The 20,867-nt window shown below is 31.0% G+C and carries 20 protein-coding genes and 1 pseudogene; 5 read left to right on the forward strand and 16 right to left on the reverse strand.

Annotation, left to right across the window (positions count from 1 at the left end):
- Positions 1 to 2: 2 nt before the first annotated feature.
- Positions 3 to 800 carry a hypothetical protein gene (locus BCB69_RS03860; RefSeq protein ID WP_069177056.1) on the reverse strand — a complete coding sequence of 266 codons (798 nt, stop codon included), beginning with the start codon at positions 798 to 800 and terminating at the stop codon, positions 3 to 5.
- Positions 801 to 863: 63 nt separating this feature from the next.
- A complete protein-coding gene (locus BCB69_RS03865) occupies positions 864 to 1,262 on the reverse strand; it encodes a hypothetical protein (protein ID WP_159049969.1) in 399 nt (132 codons plus the stop codon).
- A gap of 393 nt (positions 1,263 to 1,655) precedes the next feature.
- Between BCB69_RS03865 and BCB69_RS03870 the strand changes: the two genes are divergently transcribed.
- From BCB69_RS03870 to BCB69_RS03890, 5 genes are all read left to right on the forward strand, one after another.
- Positions 1,656 to 1,949, forward strand: coding sequence for a phage portal protein (locus BCB69_RS03870; RefSeq protein WP_257784618.1), 294 nt, complete (start codon positions 1,656 to 1,658; stop codon positions 1,947 to 1,949).
- Entirely contained in the window at positions 1,939 to 3,441 is a 1,503-nt protein-coding gene (locus BCB69_RS03875; RefSeq protein WP_069177059.1) for a glycohydrolase toxin TNT-related protein, read from the forward strand. Before BCB69_RS03870 ends, BCB69_RS03875 begins: the two co-directional genes overlap by 11 nt.
- Positions 3,428 to 3,685 (forward strand): hypothetical protein, encoded by a 258-nt coding sequence (locus BCB69_RS03880; protein WP_069177060.1) that lies wholly within the window; start codon positions 3,428 to 3,430, stop codon positions 3,683 to 3,685. Before BCB69_RS03875 ends, BCB69_RS03880 begins: the two co-directional genes overlap by 14 nt.
- 50 nt (positions 3,686 to 3,735) lie before the next feature.
- Entirely contained in the window at positions 3,736 to 4,125 is a 390-nt protein-coding gene (locus BCB69_RS03885; RefSeq protein ID WP_069177061.1) for a hypothetical protein, read from the forward strand.
- A 131-nt stretch (positions 4,126 to 4,256) separates the two neighbouring features.
- Positions 4,257 to 4,781 carry a phage scaffolding protein gene (locus BCB69_RS03890; protein ID WP_069177062.1) on the forward strand — a complete coding sequence of 175 codons (525 nt, stop codon included), beginning with the start codon at positions 4,257 to 4,259 and terminating at the stop codon, positions 4,779 to 4,781.
- A 98-nt stretch (positions 4,782 to 4,879) separates the two neighbouring features.
- Here the strand turns inward: BCB69_RS03890 and BCB69_RS03895 are convergent, their stop codons facing one another.
- The 14 genes and pseudogenes from BCB69_RS03895 to BCB69_RS06295 form a co-directional block, all read right to left on the reverse strand.
- Positions 4,880 to 5,989 (reverse strand): hypothetical protein, encoded by a 1,110-nt coding sequence (locus tag BCB69_RS03895; RefSeq protein WP_069177404.1) that lies wholly within the window; start codon positions 5,987 to 5,989, stop codon positions 4,880 to 4,882.
- Positions 5,990 to 6,543: 554 nt separating this feature from the next.
- Positions 6,544 to 7,092: a hypothetical protein gene (locus tag BCB69_RS03900; protein WP_069177063.1), complete on the reverse strand. Its 549-nt coding sequence runs from the start codon at positions 7,090 to 7,092 to the stop codon at positions 6,544 to 6,546.
- A 12-nt stretch (positions 7,093 to 7,104) separates the two neighbouring features.
- Complete coding sequence (locus BCB69_RS03905) at positions 7,105 to 8,130, reverse strand: AAA family ATPase (RefSeq protein ID WP_069177064.1); 1,026 nt, start codon at positions 8,128 to 8,130, stop codon at positions 7,105 to 7,107.
- Positions 8,115 to 9,671 (reverse strand): ATP-dependent nuclease, encoded by a 1,557-nt coding sequence (locus tag BCB69_RS03910; RefSeq protein ID WP_069177065.1) that lies wholly within the window; start codon positions 9,669 to 9,671, stop codon positions 8,115 to 8,117. Before BCB69_RS03910 ends, BCB69_RS03905 begins: the two co-directional genes overlap by 16 nt.
- A gap of 41 nt (positions 9,672 to 9,712) precedes the next feature.
- Positions 9,713 to 10,225, reverse strand: a pseudogene (locus BCB69_RS06500) (type I restriction enzyme endonuclease domain-containing protein); the annotation flags it as partial.
- 86 nt (positions 10,226 to 10,311) lie between these two features.
- Entirely contained in the window at positions 10,312 to 10,935 is a 624-nt protein-coding gene (locus BCB69_RS03915; RefSeq protein ID WP_069177066.1) for a hypothetical protein, read from the reverse strand.
- 189 nt (positions 10,936 to 11,124) lie between these two features.
- A complete protein-coding gene (locus BCB69_RS03920) occupies positions 11,125 to 12,081 on the reverse strand; it encodes a HaeIII family restriction endonuclease (protein ID WP_069177067.1) in 957 nt (318 codons plus the stop codon).
- A gap of 46 nt (positions 12,082 to 12,127) precedes the next feature.
- Positions 12,128 to 13,129 carry a DNA cytosine methyltransferase gene (locus BCB69_RS03925; protein ID WP_069177068.1) on the reverse strand — a complete coding sequence of 334 codons (1,002 nt, stop codon included), beginning with the start codon at positions 13,127 to 13,129 and terminating at the stop codon, positions 12,128 to 12,130.
- 517 nt (positions 13,130 to 13,646) lie between these two features.
- Positions 13,647 to 14,507, reverse strand: coding sequence for a DNA damage-inducible protein D (dinD, locus tag BCB69_RS03930; protein WP_069177069.1), 861 nt, complete (start codon positions 14,505 to 14,507; stop codon positions 13,647 to 13,649).
- Positions 14,508 to 14,549: 42 nt separating this feature from the next.
- The gene (locus BCB69_RS03935; RefSeq protein WP_335582817.1) at positions 14,550 to 15,230 is read right to left on the reverse strand and encodes a GIY-YIG nuclease family protein; all 681 of its coding nucleotides are present in this window, start codon (positions 15,228 to 15,230) and stop codon (positions 14,550 to 14,552) included.
- Positions 15,231 to 15,263: 33 nt separating this feature from the next.
- The gene (locus BCB69_RS03940; RefSeq protein ID WP_069177071.1) at positions 15,264 to 18,410 is read right to left on the reverse strand and encodes a type I restriction endonuclease subunit R; all 3,147 of its coding nucleotides are present in this window, start codon (positions 18,408 to 18,410) and stop codon (positions 15,264 to 15,266) included.
- Positions 18,410 to 18,805, reverse strand: coding sequence for a hypothetical protein (locus BCB69_RS06470; RefSeq protein WP_216821526.1), 396 nt, complete (start codon positions 18,803 to 18,805; stop codon positions 18,410 to 18,412). The genes BCB69_RS03940 and BCB69_RS06470 overlap by 1 nt, the downstream gene beginning before the upstream one ends.
- 127 nt (positions 18,806 to 18,932) lie before the next feature.
- Positions 18,933 to 19,703, reverse strand: coding sequence for an FRG domain-containing protein (locus BCB69_RS06475; RefSeq protein WP_216821527.1), 771 nt, complete (start codon positions 19,701 to 19,703; stop codon positions 18,933 to 18,935).
- A gap of 41 nt (positions 19,704 to 19,744) precedes the next feature.
- Positions 19,745 to 20,866: a restriction endonuclease subunit S gene (locus tag BCB69_RS06295; protein ID WP_083990010.1), complete on the reverse strand. Its 1,122-nt coding sequence runs from the start codon at positions 20,864 to 20,866 to the stop codon at positions 19,745 to 19,747.
- Position 20,867: the final 1 nt, after the last annotated feature.

Below are 20,867 nucleotides of genomic sequence, written 5' to 3' on the forward strand. Positions count from 1 at the left end.
CTTCATCGATATAAGGTATACGACTGTACAATCTTAGAACGAGGATAATAAGCAACACATAAAGTCAAACTTTTATCATAGATTCTCTTTTCCAATATCTGCTTAGAAATAGTATTACTCATCGCATGGTTTATAAAATACTTTTCACCATTATAAACTATAAAATACTCTTTGAAATCATCTATAGCATACCGCCATCCATTTCCACGATGTATTCTCTTTTCTACTCTCATATTATTTGCAGACACCTGTATAATTTTTGTGGGTGTATTCAAATCGAGTACAGCATTTACTGCACCGAGTCCTATATCCCCTAATACCACCGTTATCACCATGACAGGAATAAGATAATACCATTTTCCATATTTGCAAGAATAACCCGTAGGATATACCCACATATATGTTATGCCTGCAACTAATATAGAAATTGCCTTAACAAGAAAAGAGACTATATACCAACGACTCCAATTCACCCCAAGCACATCTTGATAACTATAATAAGAATTTATAGAATCAGACAGCAAAAAAATGGTAATCATCAAGAGTAAAGTAAGATGTGCCAACTGTCTGCTTTTTCCAAACTGTTTTTGTGTATCAATGTAAGATTTTAAAGTACTCTTTGGTTCAGAATGGCACAATAGGATAACTATAAAAAAATCAGAGAGAATAACAATACCAACTATGAGCATTACTTCTACTAAGTACCAGTAGAACGAATCCCAATAATTATAATTTTTAATAACTTTTACAATCCACATATTGCCTAACAGCAATAAAAAACTACTTATATATGTTTTCATTGGTTTTGCTCCATCTATGCAAATCCTGATATTAAATCTTCATTAATACATCTTGTAAATATATCAATGATTAGACACAAGACTTTCCTTATCTGTAGTATCAGAAAGTTGACTTTGCATCTTTTCATTGAATTTTCTTTGCACCTCTTCATTAAATTCCATCATATAAGCAGAACTATCATTTAATACATTCTTATGAACCAAATGATTTGGCAGATATGTATGAATAAAAGCACTATAAGTTAATATGAGCAACGTATTCCCTATCAGAAGTGCAGCAAGAGTAATCTTCTTTCTTCCGGAAACATGTGGAAAATCATGTTGATAATAATAAGGTAGGATAGAAAACAGCGGAAATATACCAATTATCATTGCAATATATAGGGAAAAAGAATAATTTAAAAATCGTGTATTAATAAGCCAATCGCCCCATGCAGGAAACCGACAACTACTATATATCATAAAAATACAACTGCTATGCAAAAATATGTGGTATAAAAGATATTTTATTGTCTTATTTTTCATATTTCTCTCCCACCTATTTTACTTGTAATGTATAACAAGCAATTTAAATAGTTCCACCGACTCTCACTATGTTTAACCTTTATAAATATAAAAAGATTGATATCTTTATTATAATATTTTGCTATATTGTTTTAAAAGTAAAAACTTTATGAATTCTTTCCATTTTTTAATAATTCTCAATAAAGAAAAAGAGTAAATAGATAGTATCTACTTACTCTTTTATTTTTTATGCCCACTCTTCATATAAAAGCTATTAGAACTACATCCAAATTTTCCTGTCACATAATTTATTAGTTAAAAATCGGAAAATATCATAAATTATTTAAACCTATCCGCAAAGGAGGCGAATTTCAAGCATCGCTTGAATTATTAATGGAATTTGTAGAAGCATGGCTCGGTCATAAGGTTGATGTTGAGTTTATTTTTAACAGAGATTTGCCACTCAATCAAGCGGATGCAATTAATAACTGCAAAAACTCTATTGGTGTTATTAGTAAAGAAACTGTCATAGCTAACCATCCATGGACACAGAATACAGCAGATGAACTGAAACGAATTAAAGAGGAAGAAGCACAGCTTATAGATGATTATGTAGAAGATGGTGGTGCAAGCGATGACACATAATGAGTATTGGCAAAAGCGATTTGAAGAATTAAAAGACAATCAAATGAAAAGGGCAGAATTAACCAAAAGAGAAATAAAGAAACTCTTTAGGCAGGCTCTTAAGGAATCAGAAAAAGAAATACTTGCATGGTATCAACGATATGCAGAAGAAAATAATCTTACTCTTCCACAAGCAAAGAAAGAATTAAATGCACGAGAAAGGAAAGATTTCCAGTTTACGCTCGAACAATATAAAGAATTGGCGCAAAAACAAAATCTGTCACCGGAATATATAAAAATGCTTAATAATGCGTCTATGCGAGTAAGGTTAGATCGTAGTCAATCGTTGTATCTGAAGCTCTTTTATGAGATAGAAAAACTGGCTAATGAATATGAATTAAACCTTAAAGATTTGTTAGCCAAAACTTATGAGGATAGTTATTATAAAACGGCTTACATTACGCAGCAGGTAAAAGGATTTGAAGATGTAACAGCACTTTCAAGTGACAGAATAGAAAAGACGTTAAGTAAACCGTGGACACAAGATGGAAAAGAGTTTTCAACGAGGATATGGGGGCAAAAAACACAATTAATTAAAAGTTTACAGATAGAAATAACACAAGGACTACTTACACAGCGTGGAACTGCTTTTATCACAGAGAGGATAGCAAAAAAGTTTAATACTTCCTACTCACAAGCCAGTAGACTTGTAGAGACTGAAACAGCTTATTTCCAAGAGCGTAGTATGCTTGATTGTTTTAATGATTTAGAAGTAGAAAAACTACAGATTATAGCTACTCTTGATACAAAGACATCTGAAATATGTCGAGAAATGGATACTAAGATAGTGGAATTAAAAGATGCAATACCTGGTGTTACTACTCCGCCTTTCCATTGTTATTGCCGTACAACGACCATACCTTACATTGAAGGGGTAACAGATGCAGAAGGAACTACACGAACAGCAAGAGATTCTAAGACAGGTAAGAGTGTAGCAGTTAAAAGTGATTTAACTTATGAACAATGGGAAGATACATATGTCGCTAATCCTAAATTTGCCAAGATGCGCATGAACTTAGTTGCACCAACAGATGAGTTTATTTATCAACTTGCAATAGAACAAGGTAAACCTTATACTAAAGGTAAAGTAGGAGAAGAGCGCTTTTATGCTGATAACGGTAGGCCAATATATCCTCCTAATAATGGCGGAATTGGTACTCCAGAAAAGATTACGTTAAAATCAGGAGAAATAATATATAGTCGTTACGGAAAACCAACAGGATCCTATGTTAGTCCTAAAGACACTTCATTTGAAGAAAGAGCTATGCCTAGAACGGCAAATACTAATGATTTGCATTATTATAGAGTTGTTAAGGATATTAAAGATGTAGAAAGAAGTGTTATTGCTGCTTGGTTTGGACAAAAAGGGTTAGGTATACAACTCAAGCTACCTTCTTCTGTAGAATCTTTAGAGGAAAATCTAAAAGAGGTGTTTATTAATGAACCTAATTGATCTAGAAAAAATTCTTACAAAAGAAAATATATGGAAGTATGATTATGCTATCGGTACTTTAAATAAACCGCTTTCAGAAACTCCTATTTGTTTGATAAAAGATAAAGGTGGATTTGTTTACTTAGAGTTAGAACGAGATAAAGTTGTTTATAAAGAAGTATTTGATAGCGAAGACAAAGCATGTAAATTTTATTTAACTAAGTATTCAAGATTTGAACCTAGATTAAAAAAATATGTAAATTAACCGCTTACTAAGGTAGGTGGTTTTTTATTTATAGAAAAGAGGTGAATGGGATGTTTCGTACGTATAAAGAAATTTTAGTAAAAAACGGTAAATTATTTGTCACTGTAAGCGGGAATCGATATGTGTTAGCAGAGTGTGAAGCAAAAGTAGAGCTTAAGGAAGAATTACAGGAATTACCTTGTCTTGGTAATAAGAAAGCGGTTGTAAGACGATTTGCAACTCTATTAATTACATCTAAACACAAAATGAAGACAGTAGATATTAGTAATATAGAACTCATTTCTTTTAATGGTGAGTTCCTAAAGAACAATAAAGATTCTGTGATTTTAACGTTCACTCAGTGTTTACCTATAGATGAACTGGATTTAACAGAACAAGGAGAAAATAGTTTTGAGGTTATTTGTTCTAATGAAATTATAACTAAATTGATGGCACTATAATTATTTAGTTGTTAAGCACTCAACAAGAGTGCTTTTTTATTGCCTTTTTTAGGTTTGGGCGATAACTACAACCGTATCAATGTGTGAGGTGTAGCTCACGAAAATCAAGCGTATTTGAGAGGAGAATATATATGACAAGAGAAGAATTAAAAGCTTTAGGTTTATCTGATGAACAGATTGAGAAAATAGTTGATGACTACGGCAAAAACTATGTAAGTAAATCTCAATTTAACCAAAAGAACGAAGAAGCTAAACATTTGAAAGGAGAAGCCGATACATTTAAAAAAGAAATTGAAGAACTAAAAAAGACTAATAAAGATAATGCTGATTTAGCTACACAAATCGAAAAGATGAAAGAAGATGCTAAAACACGTGAACAGACTTATAAAGCAAATACTAAGAAAATGCAAATTGATAGTCTTGTTGATTTGGCACTTGTTAAAAATAAAGCTAAAAATTCTAAAGCGGTAAAAGCTTTATTAGTTGATTTGGATAAGGCAAAAATTATTGATGGAGCTATTAAGGGGCTTATTTCAATCCACGCATCCGCGAAGGATGCGTGGATTGAATATATAGTAAAAATTTGCGGTTATATAATTATTTTTAACAAATATCTCAATAAGACAATTTTATTTAAATTATTTCCACTTTACTAATTTTATATCTTCAGACGTGAGTTTTGTATATTAATAAGGTAATTATATATTCTCAATATGCAAACTAATATTACTCTAATAGCTATATACTATAGCTATTACCTAACAAATTTAAAACTATTATCGAAATTGGAACTAAGTCGTTTAAAATTCTTTTTAACATATTCATCTATTTGTTTAATCTCTTCATTAACCAAAAAGTCATTGTGCTCAATAAAATATGATCCATCCTTGAATTTAAACACAGATATATAGGCTTCTCCATATGCTTGATTATATAATTTATCCGATTTTGAAAAATTGCTAAAATCTAAAGAAGACCAGTGTGTTTCTTTCCTATTTGTCTTTCTATCTGTAAAATACATAAGCAACCCATCCAAACAATATATCTTAACCACTTTCTCATTAGATGCCACAAGTAATACGCTATATTGAGCATTGATAGACAACAATTCAAATTGTTCAATAATAAATTCTATTTTAGTTGAATCTATATATTCATAATTTGTAACATTAAATGTTGCTTCATTTTTCTTTTTACATCCTTTTAGCCATTCATAAGTTCCTTGAAATATTTCCGTTTGTTTATACTGCTCTAGCACAAAATAGCCAATATATTCATTTACAAACTCTTTGCTATACGGGAGCGTCAGTAACGGAAACGAACGGTATAAAATATCATTATCCATAAGCAAAAAAGGAAAAGGATCAATAGCTAACCGCATTACCGCAACTACTCCAATACACTTTTTTAAGTAATATTCAAATTTTTCAATTAACTCCGTCTGCAATTTACCAACATTCATTGAAATGTTTCTCACAACATAAAAGTGTTGAAACCCTTGTTTATGAACATATTTATTTATTTTTGCATTTAGCTTTTTCGTGTCAGAAAAAAATGTCGGCATCTTTTCTTTCATATCGAGAAAAATATTTCCACGTAATGAAAGTTGTTTAATTATTTGTCCTTGTGTAGGAAATTCTTTAGTTGAGCGCCATGAATCAAAGAATTTATTACGTTCACAATCTGGCATATCGGCTAAGAACACCATTACAGTGGATAATTCTATAGAATTTATTAATTGCTGTTCCGCTTCCATAATAAATACATTACTGATATTACTATCGATTCTATCTGACCAACTATGCTCAATATTTAGTAAATCAGCATAATATTTTTCTTTATTATCAAGTTTTAGTAATTTCATATTTTTTGTTTTCTGAAAATCTAAAAACAGATTACTCAATAAAACACCTTCTATTTTTTATAAAAATTATTATTTCCTATATCAATACTCAAATGTATAAAAAATTATCTCTTATCCTCATTAATACCTATAATAAACTCTTCAAATTTGTTAGTATGTATCTTTTATATTTTCTACTTTTGTCACAATTGAACTTTCAAAAAATATAAAAACATAAAATAGTTCTCTATAATAAAATCTTTTTGTTTGGCACTTACAAAAAAACGCATTCTATTTAAACTTGTTCTGAAATTTTTTCCACTCTCAATTTCAATCCTAATATTTAATTATAATAATTTATCCCCAATAACCCCAATTAGGAATGTTAACACTCCCCACCACCATTTTTCTTTGACCATTTCATAAAACACTTGAGGACTCCAACCAAATGCGGTAAGAAAATTATTGTCAACGACTAAGTTGTTATCTTCAACCGCTTTTAAAATATAAAAAAAGAAACGAACTTTACTAAGTGTTGATTTATGTAATTTATTAAATTGATTCCGGTCAAAAGCTTAAGCCTCTTCCTCCCCATACAAAAGATTTCCAGGTCGTACATTGAAATTTTTCTCAATCAAGTGTTTTATTTTAGGATCAGATACATAGCCCACTCCATAATAATTCTCCAGAACAGCCGCTATATTAATACATTTATCACTTGGTATTTCATATTCGGGTTTTTGATGTACTAAAGCCATATATCTATTACTTAATGCTTGAAACCCATATTTACTATTCCGCATATTCCAATGTAAATATTTTTGGTCTGTATTTTTCCTTATAAACTCAAAAAAATTTTTCAATAATACTTTTTCTATTTTTTCTAAATTTTTGTTTATATCTTTATACTCAATATTCAAATATTCAGCGGTTGATTGAATATCAAAAGACTCAGTACGATCATATTGAGGTAAATAGATAGCTATTGCAGCAATAATTGTAGATTTACCATTCTCAACACGATTAAAACTTTGGCAAGAATAATGTATAATTCTATAACGATCTAATCTTTGAAAAATTTCTTTAATAGTCTGCTTAGCCTCTTTATGTCTATTCCATTGCAAATTTCATCACCCCTATTTACTTAGATCTTTATGGCTTATAAAGTAAGTATTTCCTCTAGCTCTAGTGAGAGCAACATACAACTTATTCTTTGTCGATGGCGCTAACTTATCCAATGTATTATTTTTAAAGTGTTCCTCTGTATTCTGGTTTAATACTATACAGATATCTTGATAGTAGTCTTCACCTTTTGTTTCACCCCAATTCTTGTTATTTTTCCCATACTTTGAAGAATTCTCATAATGCAGCTTAATAATGTTATCATCATTTAATGTCTGATTTATCAATTCAATATCATCTAAAAGAAGTATTTCATTTACCCGATTTTCACTTTGATGAGAATAAATATTAATACCTAGATTATCTCTTATAAAGGAGCAGGTTAATTTATTGCACCTCCAACTTTTATCAAGAGTATCCTCATCAACGATAAATCCTTTTGAAGAAAATTTTTCTTTATAATCTATAAAGCTTTTAAATAAATTCTTATTAACATTACCATCTCTACTAGTATCGAAGGTGTGTTGAAAAAAATCTCCGACAAAAACTATATTAATTTCTATTTCCATAATCTTAAGCAAAAAATTAAAATCTCGCCCAGAAACATCCTGTATCTCATCTATTATCAGCTCGTCAAAATATCTTTCAATTCTTTCTTTAATATCGTCAATGATTCCAAAATGTTCAAAACTAAATGCTATTCTATTACTATAAAAATATCCTGACTTAGATAAATAGTATCTATCATTTTCTTTTTTTAAATAGTTTTTGCTGTTTGGCTCGTATACTATACCTTTAGCCTTTATCTTATCTGCCAAAAAAGGCTTATAACAGAAAGAATATAAAAATTCAAAATAAGTCATTAACGTTATGTTTTCGGGCCATTTACCATGAAACTTTTCTATTATCTTTTTCTTTAAATTCTGATAATTCCCTCTTGTATATGTTAAGATTAAACTTCTTTTATCAGCATCTAAACTTTTAACGATATGAGTTGTTTTCCCAGAACCAGCTACTGCAAAGATTACTCGTTTATCCATAAAATAGCCTTTTTTATATAATTTGGTATTTTTAACTGTTCTACACTTATTAATTTTAGTGCTGATTCAGTTTTGTTATTTAGCATATACGCTAAAGCATCACTTCCAAATATTTCATTGCAAGCAAGCTTATTATTATCAAAAAGAAAATATTCAAAAGTTGGTTTATTATTTTCCTCTTCAAAAAACACATTAATATTACTATTCAGGTAATTTTCATATTTTTTTACGCATTTGGTTTGATAATCACCATCATTATCAGTGACTATTGCGACTTTAGACTTTGTAATTTTTGCTACTTCAAGATATCGTTTAAAACTTAATCCTCTGATTGCTAGAACATGAACTCCATCTTCTTCTAGCGTTTTTTTAGTTACATCCTTATAAAATTTGTCAAAGAGAATGTATTCTGATGGTCCTTCAACTAAAAATACTTTTGACGATAATACAAACTCTAAAATTCCGGCAGGTGGAGCCTTAAGAAAATAGCTTGATGTTTCAGGATTTAAATCTTTTAGATATAAAGGTTTATTTGTGTTACCTCTAGAAAGCACAATCAGATTATTTAAATCTAAGCCTGTGCTTATTAAACTATTATGAGTAGTCATAAAAAGTTGCCCTTCCTGTTTATTAGAAATATTTGAAACTAGTTTTTTTAAATTACTATGACTTAAATGATTCTCTGGCTCTTCTATCAGAACAACATCAACATTATCGCCAGCTCTATCTAATGCAAAATCAGTTTTTATCAAAACTTGTCTTCCAGTACCTTTATTATTGATTGCGATATCCTTTTCATATATCATTAAATCCTGGCTAAATACATTTGAAAAATTATTTTCTAACCCAAATAAATAATCTTTATCTGCTGGTACCCTTTGATTTAACTTAGCTAAGTGATTTTGGCAAAAATTAAACTTCATTTGACGATATTGACTACTATGCTCAAGCCTTTCTAAAAGAGAGTCTTCTGTATATTGATTGTACATTCTCTCAATAAAATCATTGGTTGCGTGAGTAGAACTCATATTAGTATTATTTATTAAAACTGTCTTTAATTTTCTTTTATAAGTACTATATGACTCATCAGCAAATGTAGAAAATCTTATTCTATAGTACTCATATGGAAAAACTTGCATTCCTGAAGAAATATAATCATTAATCTCCGTGATATAATGATCATCTGGAGCACAAACTAATCGAATTCCGTCAGCCTTTACTCCTAAACTATTATTTTTGCCATTCATTGTGTGAGCAAAAGCGCCAGATAAAAATAATTCGATTTTCATTTCTGGTAAATCCTCATATTTTCTTGTTTCCTCAAACTTTTTAATAGAATTAATATTTAATAATCTATCTAATCCAATACTTTCTACTCTTCTGACACTTCCCATCGCTACCAAATCAATAGCATCTATTATTGAGCTCTTACCTACTTCATTGTCACCAACTAAAATATTTTTTCTCTCGTTTGGTAATATAGTTAAATTTTCAAAGCGCTTATAATTGGTTAGAATTATCTTTTCAATAGTTACTCCCACTATCTAACTCTCCTCCTTGCTCTTTAATCTCTAATTATCTGCTACACATTCGCTTTAAAATTCTCAGCCTGTTCCATCACCATATTAAAGATTTCATCATTCCACTTTGGTGAATAACCTTTTTCATATAATAAGATAACTAACTCCATCTTTAATTGTGACTTAATATTATTTCTGTTAGACCAGTCTGTATACTGAGACTTATCATCTACTAATGCTTTAATCTTTTTTAGCTAAAACAACACACTTTTCATCTTTATAAAGAAATTCATATTTATCTCGAACATTTACCAGAATGTCATAGAAAGTCTTTTCTTCTACGATATTCCCATTTCTTCAAATGAGTTTCTATCCATTTCTAATGCCCTCATTAAACTGATAAGCTCATCAAATAAGTTGTCAACAAATTCTTCTGTGACCCCATTAACAAAGGCAAGGTTGTCACGGTTATTATATTCATCAACGACTCTCTTCAATCTTTCAGAAAACTCAAGTGCCTTTACTCTATTCGTTTTACTATAGTCACTGATTACCTTTCTCAGTAGTTTTAATAATGCATTAAATTTTCTAGCTTAACTTGATTAAGTTAAGCTAGAAAATTTGTTCCGTTTTAGGTTATTCTTGACCAACCCAACTTCAGTTATTTCTTTTTATGTGTAGAAATATGTTCCTTAATATCATTTACAAAAAAGGCCAAAATATCACCTTGTTTTAATCCTCCCTTTTTTTGTCCCATATCTTTTCTAATTTCAAAAATAATCTCTTCCAGCATAAAAATATTATCCATGGGGTTCCTATTTTCAATCTGGCTGATTTCACGAAAATTAAGCCATTTTCTAATAACATCATTCGAGCCCCATAATATTAATTTTTTAGAAAAACTAAATACATCTTCTAACATTTCCTTTTCAGTGTATTTTCTATTCTTCTTCACATTTTCTTGTAATTTGTATACCATTTCAATAAATTCAACATATGGTTGTTCTCTTTTTTCATATAAATATCGTTTAGTATTTTGACGATATTCTATTACTTTAGATACTATTGAACTAATCACAACACCCAAAATTGATACACTACCAGTTATTAATGCAACGATAACAACAGCATCTATATTTGAGGTAACTTGATTAAATCTATCAATAAAATTTACTATACAATCTAACAATATTCCTAATAACCAAACACTAATATAGCCCATTATTACTAGCAATACTATCCCTAGAATTATATCCTTAATAGAATTTAATTTACTTTCATTCAATCTAGAATCTCCATTCCATTTATTTAAATTGTTTTATCTATCTAAAATAATTCATATTGCATATCTAGAATTATTTCAATAAAATACTTTCCTATATTATGTATGCCTATTTTAATTTTTCCCCTTAAAATCTCAATATTCCACCGGATATTTATTTAATTCTTCAATAAGGTCTTTCATAATAAGCCCCTACTTCCATCTACAATCTATTGAAACAATAGTTGTAGGCATGCCTATGATTTGTATATCAAATTTCAAACTTGTTTCTACCTTAGTTGACGCATTGTGAATTCTAAAGCTAAATTGCCAACCACCATCAAGATATAATTCCAAAGTATTTTTGCTACTCGGTTTATATTCTAAACTTACAATTCTTGTCGGAAGTGTTGATACTGGTAATTCAATGCTTCTCTTTCTCTTATTTCCTTGCTTATTTAGAGTACCTCTTAAATTATAACTTTGAATTTGAGTTATTCTTTTATTATCAATTCCAATAACTTTATAAAAATCAAATTCACCAAGCAAATACTCCACCATAAGTTTTGGAATGTCTTTTCTAAATAAATTATTTTGTCTTTCCAATTCGCTTTTGAAAGCATTTAATAATGGAACATATACATCATCCTCTTTATTCGGCAAATCACTCCACTTAGAACCATTTTGTTTCTCATCATCAAGATAATCAAATATGGGCTTAATGTCTTTCCAATACTGTTCAGAACAATCTATTCCATACCATTTCTTACCAAAATTCAAGTTCTTAGATAATCTGCTATGTTTAACCGCAAAATGATTATGCTTAACGCTAAGTCCTATCTCCCATTTGATACCTCGCCTGATGATTAAGACATCTCTTACGTCCCCCAGCTTCCCCTTATCATCCGATTGAATTTTTAACTCAATCTCATCATCACCATCATCTAAAATTAATGGTTCGAGATTAAATATAGTGTTAACCCCTGCTAAAGCACTAACTTTATATATTATTTTTTCCGAATCAGTTAAAGTTTTCCATGCTCTTTCTGCCGCAAAGTAACTACTATTTTCTTCTATTTTTACTGGTCTTATTTTAGATATTTCTTCCAATAGTGTAATCAAGTAAGAGAATTCATATGCTCTACCTTGATTATTACTTTTATTGCTCATAATTAACCTCTATTAATTACTTATACATGTTTTTAAAAGATTGTTATTAAAGCTTATTATTAAATTTAAATTCCTCTAAAGCAACTATTATAGATTTAGCCATTTCATACGCAAGATTTACCGGCACAGCATTACCAATCATTTTATAGGCATCATTTAAATTCGTATAATAGAATTTAAAATCATCTGGAAATCCTTGGATTCTTGCGCATTCTCTTACGGTTAATCTTCTATATAATGCTTCTTTCCCAGGTTCAAATATATGTTTATTTTTCCCTATTTTTGGCATTACAGGTGCTTGAGGATGTAGCTGACATTGTCTACCAGAGGCTTGGACTGTAAATGCCTGTTTATACCAAGATCTAACTCTATTCCTACTCATAAATATTGGTGAATACGCACCGATGAAATATTCATGATTCAAAAATTTACAGTTACCACCATTAGTTTTATTTCTTTCTAATGCTGGTATTGCAGAATCTTTTAAATCAAAAATAGCATCCTTAAAGGTTAGTTTTGAATTATATGGCTTAGGTGGTTCAAATTTAACCTTCAAATCTTTCCTGAATCCTACATAAAAAACTCTTTTTCTATCTTGTGGCACTCCATAATCACTCGCATTTAGCAAATGAATAAAAACATCATACCCAACTCCTTCAAATTGAGAAACTATATTCTTAACTGCATCATTATGTCGTCTCGCCATCATTCCCTTAACATTTTCTGCCAAAAAAAACTTCGGCTGTTTATCTTTCAAAATACGTACATATTGATAAAACAATTGCCCTCGTGGATCATTAATCCCCTTTAAAGAACCGGCTTCACTCCATGATTGACATGGCGGTCCCCCTATAATTCCATCACAGTCAGGAAATTGGTCTGAGGAAATATTACATATATCTCCTTTTATAAGTTTTGCTTTATGATTTTTTTCATATGTTTCCCAAATAGTTTTATCATATTCATTCCCTGCAACTATATTAAATCCAGCTTTTTCAAACCCTAAATCTAATCCACCTGCACCAGAAAACAAACTAATTACATCCATTAATATACTCCTAAATACCTTATTTTCTATAGTATATACTTTAATACTATAAATGATTTATTGAACAATATATTTTATTATAATTTTATTTTTAGTTTTCTTAATATATTATATACTGATTCCAACAATTTTGTTTTCTATTATAAAAATGCTCAATATAAATTCAAGTTAGAACCTATTTATTTTGCTTTCTATTTTTTCTTTTTCTATTCTTTTTTCTTTTATTAAAAAGCATATCCACCCATTTTTATAAAATATCTACTATTTTTCATTATCTAAAAACTAAAAATGTTCTCTAAAATAAAAAAGAGTAAGTAGAATATTTCTACTTACTCTTTTTGTTTTATTCCCACTCAATAATTACCGTAGCATATTTGTTTCTTTTATATATTATCAGTACCTATTAAGTTTCTAAAATCAGGTGTTTTTATATCTATTTTTTATAGTTTTTGAGATTTTTAGTATCAAAACAGTATCAGTGGTGATACTACAGCAATAGTGTTGTTGGGGACACACATTATTCATCCAACATCAATTTGCCCTTTTTCGCTTTATCTTTTAAGCGCTTCATCTGTTCTTTTTCTATCTGTTGAATGCTTTTCTCCGGAACAGGCAAATCTTCCGGCATAGTGCCGCCTATTTTTTCAATAGCACTTCTCACTTCTTTTCCTACTGAGTAGTGAACTTTTGTTGCTGCTTCTGCACCTTCAACTTTATCTTTCCTCAGCTTTTCTTCCGTTTGGGATATTCTGAATAGATTAGCAATCAATTCAGTACTTCCCATATAATCTAAAATCTTTTGTCTCGCAGTTAAGCCTTTTCTATCATGTATGTCTTCAACATCTAATCCACCATACAATCCCATATATCCTGCATTCTGGAATATAGCAAATTCTTCGTTTGTGATAACTCCCGCATCGTGTGCTGTTTCTACCAAAAGCTGATTCCATTGTTTAATATCTCCACGAACAACAAGCCTTCTTCTATCTTCATCAAGCTGATTAAAATGATCTGCTATTTCTTGACGATATGTTTGTATGGCAAAATAGGTTTGTCCAAGTGCAATAACCTCTTTTCTCGGATCGCCGTTTTGCACAATCAAATAGCAAGCATATCTCGTAAGTTCATAATCTTTTATAGACTTCCTTGTAGCTCCAGCCTCTACGATTTTGCTGACCTCAGCAAAATCGTATGTGACCTCATGTCCGCTGTTCTCACAGGCAATCATCGCTCTATCAATGACATTTTGAAAGTTTCTCCACTGAGAATAATCAAGTACATCAGCAAGTTCCCTTGCACTCCAATACTCACTTCCATCTTCTCTAACATACTTAATATCTTCAAATTTCTTATATTCTTTTGCTTTTAAATTTGGCATAAGCACCCTCTCATTATTTTTATAATAGCTAACTTATATCAACTATTTTTCTTTATCTCTATATTTTTCAATAGAATTCCCCTGTAAATCTTTCCATTCTACCCATCCATTATTAGATTTTCCAATAACTATCCACCCAGCACTCGATGGATTCATACATACAATATCTTCTTGCAATATATTATCTTTTATTTTTGCATTCCTCCTAATAGATGGGATATATCCTTTACCGGTATTGCCACAAAGACTTCCTTTTAACACTTTAAATACTCCGTCTTTAACGGTAGCTTTCCCATTTACTTTTCCAAAACCTTTTATATTACGATTTAATACATAATCACCATCCGGAATAAATCCTCCATCAGATTTAAGTTTAATCTCTTCTGTAGATTCCTTGAACACTTCTTTTTTACTTTTATCCTTAGGATAAATTTGTTTGCCATCTAAAGAAGCTAATAAGGATTTAGCAATCTCTATGTCTAATGCAAACAACTCAGTACCGGCAATTCTACTTTTACTAAAGATATCATGGATAAGTTTTTCTTTGTCATCGTATCCATCTACTTCTATAGCAAACTCCCTTTTTAACCCTGTGATATTTGCATATCCATTACTTTCTAAAAACCTCATTCTATTTTCAAATTGGTCATTTCCAGTCTTGCCGATTTTGATAAGACCAGAAACAACTGTAGTCATTAAATATATTATCCCTTTTGCCATCATTTAACCCTTTCAAACTTTCAAAAATTAGCTTAATCAATTATACTTTCCTCTATCTTCTGCAACTGAGGGCAGAATTTCTTCTGTTTGGTTTGTATATGAATAAACATTACATTCTTCTTCAAAGCTTAGATTATCAGTCCATAATTCACACTGCGTCATAACAGTTTGAACTGCATCATCCATTCCTTCAGGCGGATATTTATGTTTTTTCAAGAGTTTTTTGATCAGCATACGCATTTTAGCTCTTGCTGACTCACGCTTCTGCCAATCAATCGACTTATTCTTACGTAGAGTATCTGCTAATTCTTTTGTTATTGCAATCAGTTCCTCATTTTCATAAAAGTCCTTGATTGCCTGAGGTTTTGTTAAGGCGTCATAGAAAGCAAGCTCATCGGCAATCAGTCCTAATTTATCTCCCTCTTGATGTGCTGCTGCAATCTGTTTTGCCAATTTTAACATTTCTTCTATAACTTCCTCATTAGTAAGCATGCCGTTAAGATAAGCATTAAGAGAACGCTGCATAATCTCGCTGAACTTTTCAGCTTTTACAATATTTGTTCTTCGATAAACAGAAACCTGTTCTGCAATTAATTTTTTCAATAGTTCAACTGCAAGGTTCTTTTCTTTCATATTTGCAACTTCTTGAAGAAACTTCGGGTCAAACAAAGAGAATTCTTCTTTGATATCTGAAAATAAATTTATTACGCCATCACTTTTAATACTCTGTTTCAAAAGTTCATTTATTCTTGCATTCATTTCCGGTAATGAAATCTTTTTTCCAACACCGGTATTTGTAAGTCTTAGAACAAGAACTCTGACAGCTTCAAAGAATGCTGCTTCAAATCTACTATCTTCATCAACTAAAGATGAACAAAGAGAAAGAGCCTGATGAAGCATAAGAGCCTCTTTTACGAAGGAATCCTTATCATCAACCTTTTCTCTGCCCATAATGAAGTTGACCGCACCGCTTATAGTTTTTGCTCTCTCAAGATCTGTACCATTAATAAACTTTGTGTAATCATATCCGTGAAACTTATCACGACAAATTGATAGTTTCTCCAAAAACTTTGGATATGCAACCTTTGAAACATCAGTATCACCATAGTTCTTTTTATCACGGGCAGTATAATCATTCATTGCTTGTTTCAAAGCAGTAGCAATTCCAACATAGTCAACTACAAGACCGCCTTCTTTATCACGGAATACACGGTTTACACGAGCAATTGCTTGCATAAGATTGTGTCCGGACATAGGTTTATATACATACATCGTAGCAAGAGACGGCACATCAAATCCGGTTAGCCACATATCAACAACAATCGCAATCTTCATAGGACTATCGTTATCTTTGAATTTCTTTGCAAGCTCATTCTTATGGTGTTTATTACCTATAATCTGTCTCCATTCTTCTGGATCATTGTTGCCGGAGGTCATAACAACAGCTACTTTTTCAGTCCAATCCGGACGAAGTTCTAATATTCGCTTGTAAATCTTCATGGCAATGGGGCGAGAATATGCAACAATCATCGCTTTACCTGTAAGCAAATTCTCTCTATTATTCTCATAGTGGTCAAGAATATCACAAACCAAAGAATTAATAGTGTTATCATTCCCAAGCACTGCTTCCATCTGACCAAGCTCTCTCTTGCTCTTTTCAATAACTTCCTCATCAGCATTAAGAGCCATTAAATCATACTCCGCATCAATTAATTTCAAGGTAGTGCCGTCAAGGTTAAGTTTAATAACACGACTTTCATAATAAACTGGACGTGTTGCTCCATCTTCAACAGCCTGTGTCATATCATATATATCAATATAATCGCCAAATACTTCACGAGTACTGCGATCTTTTGATGAAATAGGTGTTCCTGTAAATCCGATATATGTGGCATTTGGAAGCGTATTACGAATAACTCTTGCTGTGCCGATAACACGCTTTGCTACTTCATCACCATCTTCATTCTTTGTAATCTTTATTTTTTCAGCAAGTCCATATTGTCCTCTATGAGCTTCATCAGCCATCACTATAATATTATGGCGTTCAGATAAAGGTTCGTTAGACTCCTCGAATTTCTGCATAGTAGTAAAAATTATCCCATTTGCCTGTCTGCCGGCAAGCAAAGTTTTTAGATTTTCTCTACTTTCTGCTTGTAATGGTTCTTGTCTTAAAAAATCCTTACACTTTGCAAACTGACTATAAAGCTGGTCATCAAGGTCATTTCTGTCGGTGAGAACAACAATTGTTGGACTATCTAATACTTCTTGCAATAAATGAGCATAGAACACCATCGAAAGTGATTTACCGCTTCCTTGTGTATGCCAGAAAACACCGCCTTTACCGTCAGTAATGGTAGCTTGCTTTGTAGATTCAATCGCTTTTCTTACCGCAAAATATTGATGGTATCCGGCAAGAATTTTAAAGGTGTTAATCCCCTCATTTGAAAAGCAAATAAAGTTTTTGATAATATCAAGTAGTCTTTCTTTTTGGAACATCCCCTCAAAGAAAGTATCAAACTGTGCATATTGTGTATTTTCATAGTTTCCATCTTTTGTTTTCCATTCCATAAAGCGGTCTTCTCCGGAGGTGATAGTCCCCGCTTTAGATGTCAAATGATCGCTCATAACACAAATAGCGTTATAAATAAACATAGACGGAATTTCTTGCATATAATTACGAAGTTGCCTGTAGGCTTCTGATGCATCCGTTTCTTCACGAGATGGAGATTTTAGTTCTACTAATACAACTGGTAAACCATTTAAGAACAAAATTATATCAGGACGTTTATTACTGTTTTCAATGAAAGTCCATTGATTAGCAACTATAAAGGAGTTGTTTTCGAGATTTTTGTAGTCAACAAGATAGACGATAGAAGAACACTCCTCGCCGTCCACAAAAAATCTTACAGGGATACCATTTTGCAGATAGTCCATAAATACGGCGTTTTTCTGCACAAGCTCTCCGTTTTCAAAGTTTTTGAGTTTATATAGTGCTTCCTGAATAGCATCATCCGGTATTCCTCTATTCAAACGATATAGAGATTCAACCAAAGCCTCTTCATATAATGGATTGTAAAAATCCCTTTCAATATCAGGACCGTATACATACTCGTATCCCAAATCATTCTGAAATAATTCAATTATTGAGTTTTCATAATTTGCTTCTATGAAAAATTTCGACACTATTTTTCACTCCTCTCAGATAATTGAGTTGCTATCTTTATAATTTTATCACTGATGTACTCTGATTCATTCTTTGCATGTTCTTTATCGAATCCATTTTTCAGTAATACTTTTTGAACGCTCACCTTAAATCTACTTATTACAGACTCTTGTCTATTCCAATCAATTATTGAAACCCATTCTTCCACCAATTCCCATATTTTTTGCATATTGAAATGATATTTTTCGCTTAAATCTTTAATGACAGTATCTTTGAAACCTTCATCTTTTATTATGCTGCTATTTATTTCAATATCTGTTTTTATTATTTGTTGGTTTATATCGTTAGAATCAAATTTTATAAATTCTGATGAAGCCTTTGTTTTCGCATTCTTTTTATTTTTTATATAACTCAATTGATGTTCTAATTCAGGAAATAAAGTTGCCTCATTTATATTATAAGTATCTAATTCCTCTAATATTTCTTTCTTCTTCTCCCCAGAAATATAGAAAAACTTTCTATCAAATTCATCTCGTAAATCTTTATATCCTTTTTTCTATACTGGACTCACTGATAGACTCGGTATAAACAAAATTAAAGCATCCTGCCAATAAAAACATTCCGCATTGTCTTGATAATCTTTCATTGTTGTATGGTGGAATAACAATATAATTATTCTGAATAATATTTATAAATTCTTCGTAATGTTCTTTAGATTTCCATCTTTCTTCTAACTCTTTTGATATAGCTTGCCGTTCTGTAAGTTTTCTCAATATGGATTCAAGGGTATTATCATTTGATAAATCTATCTGAGATAAAGAGGATATGACTTTTATATTTATCTCATTTGTAGATACAGAGTATTTTTTATTAAAAAATATTACACCATTCGCTTCTTGTATTTTAGTGTCTTCTTCATTTTCAATTTCTTTATAACATACATCACCATATTCTTCACAAGCAAAGTATAAGGCAACTAACGGATTCGTAGTTAAATCCAACAATCTTGTGCACATTCCATAATGCTGGTATTTCGTCATGATTTCAAAATCATGATTTATAGAAATAAATTCATAAGGTGCTTTTAATAGAGGAACTTGCATTAATGTATGTTCTACACTTAAAAAATTACCTCTAAAAATGCTTGGAATAACATCCCAGAAATCAGTTTTTTGTCCTCTGAAAAATAATTCCTCATTGCTCCCATACAAATCATCTTTTATCTTATTTACTTCATCAATAAAAGAACTTACAGAAGTTATCTCTATTCCATAGTTTTCCATTTCATCTTTATTAAATATTATTTCTTCCATATTTACGACTCCTTCTGTAATATAAACAATAATTTAGTGGCTTAGAGGTCTATGTCAGACACATCAAGTTCGCCGGACATAAGTTTTGGTAAAAGAGTGTCTCGCAAAGCAGATAACCGAATATTTTCAGCCTTATTATGACCTATTCTTTCAAATATAGGTGTAACCGTATTTGTGAATGTAGAAATATCATCGTTACTTATATTTGTTATTGGCATAGTAGCAATATGTTGAGGATAAATGTGGGGTTGTGCCGAACCAGTTTGAGTATCAAATATTTCTGTTTGTCTTTTCTTTAATAAGACATACCAAAAATAAACATCATTAGTCATAGAACTATCTATATAAGATGAATCTGATGACCAAATTGGGGTGTTCCATAAGCTAACATATCCAGCATTTGCTCCCGATGCAGAAATTGCGAGAACAGGAGCTTGTGTATTTGATACATTATGATAAGTTGATGGTTCTAATCCACCTGCAACAACAGGAACATCGCCCAATATAGCATTTTTGGACAATAAATTCTTTCCTCGTTTGGGTGTTATGAAATCACCAATAAATTTATCGCCTGATGAAGTATTGGGAAACATATTATCAAAGATAGCCTGAGCTTGCTGCTCTAAATTATTGTTTATCGCATTATTTTTCTTTATTTTTTCATCTATCGAACTCAATATAGATACAATTCTTTCTTGAGTTTTTATATCCGGAATCATAAGTTCCAAATTCTCTATATCTGAAGGTTTTATCGAAGGATACGCTGACACACTCTGTTCCGCGATGGCTTGTAAATGTTCTGTAATTTCCTGTTGCGTCAAAACATAATAAATGTAATCAGGAACTGCTTTCTCAAAATCAACATCAATTACCGCAAATCCTGTTGATACTAAAAAATTCTCAGGCTGTTCTTTAATAATTCCATAGTGCAACTGATTCGGTCTTACGGTTGAGTAAATAATACTATTCAATTTTACCTTTCTTCTTGCTCTACTCGGCAACTTATCCGTTGAAGTGTTGATATACTGTATTTCATCAATTCGGTTCATTGTAATATTTCCGGTATCCAAATAGTTTACAAATTGCCAATCCTCTTTTTGAGAATAAGTGCTTTGATTTGTTAAAACCATTTTACCAAGTCTAAATGTCTGCCATTCAGTCATA

Source organism: Dialister pneumosintes, from assembly GCF_001717505.1.
Lineage (GTDB): Bacteria > Bacillota > Negativicutes > Veillonellales > Dialisteraceae > Allisonella > Allisonella pneumosinta.

Bases quoted from the DNA above. Each gene is read 5' to 3' on its own strand.
- BCB69_RS03860 (WP_069177056.1), bottom strand. From the start codon at position 800: ATGAAAACATATATAAGTAGTTTTTTATTGCTGTTAGGCAATATGTGG.
- BCB69_RS03865 (WP_159049969.1), bottom strand. From the start codon at position 1,262: ATGATATATAGTAGTTGTCGGTTTCCTGCATGGGGCGATTGGCTTATT.
- BCB69_RS03875 (WP_069177059.1), top strand. From the start codon at position 1,939: ATGACACATAATGAGTATTGGCAAAAGCGATTTGAAGAATTAAAAGAC.
- BCB69_RS03880 (WP_069177060.1), top strand. From the start codon at position 3,428: ATGAACCTAATTGATCTAGAAAAAATTCTTACAAAAGAAAATATATGG.
- BCB69_RS03885 (WP_069177061.1), top strand. From the start codon at position 3,736: ATGTTTCGTACGTATAAAGAAATTTTAGTAAAAAACGGTAAATTATTT.
- BCB69_RS03890 (WP_069177062.1), top strand. From the start codon at position 4,257: ATGACAAGAGAAGAATTAAAAGCTTTAGGTTTATCTGATGAACAGATT.
- BCB69_RS03895 (WP_069177404.1), bottom strand. From the start codon at position 5,989: ATGAAATTACTAAAACTTGATAATAAAGAAAAATATTATGCTGATTTA.
- BCB69_RS03905 (WP_069177064.1), bottom strand. From the start codon at position 8,130: ATGGATAAACGAGTAATCTTTGCAGTAGCTGGTTCTGGGAAAACAACT.
- BCB69_RS03920 (WP_069177067.1), bottom strand. From the start codon at position 12,081: ATGAGCAATAAAAGTAATAATCAAGGTAGAGCATATGAATTCTCTTAC.
- BCB69_RS03925 (WP_069177068.1), bottom strand. From the start codon at position 13,129: ATGGATGTAATTAGTTTGTTTTCTGGTGCAGGTGGATTAGATTTAGGG.
- dinD (WP_069177069.1), bottom strand. From the start codon at position 14,507: ATGCCAAATTTAAAAGCAAAAGAATATAAGAAATTTGAAGATATTAAG.
- BCB69_RS03935 (WP_335582817.1), bottom strand. From the start codon at position 15,230: ATGATGGCAAAAGGGATAATATATTTAATGACTACAGTTGTTTCTGGT.
- BCB69_RS06475 (WP_216821527.1), bottom strand. From the start codon at position 19,703: ATGGAAGAAATAATATTTAATAAAGATGAAATGGAAAACTATGGAATA.
- BCB69_RS06295 (WP_083990010.1), bottom strand. From the start codon at position 20,866: ATGACTGAATGGCAGACATTTAGACTTGGTAAAATGGTTTTAACAAAT.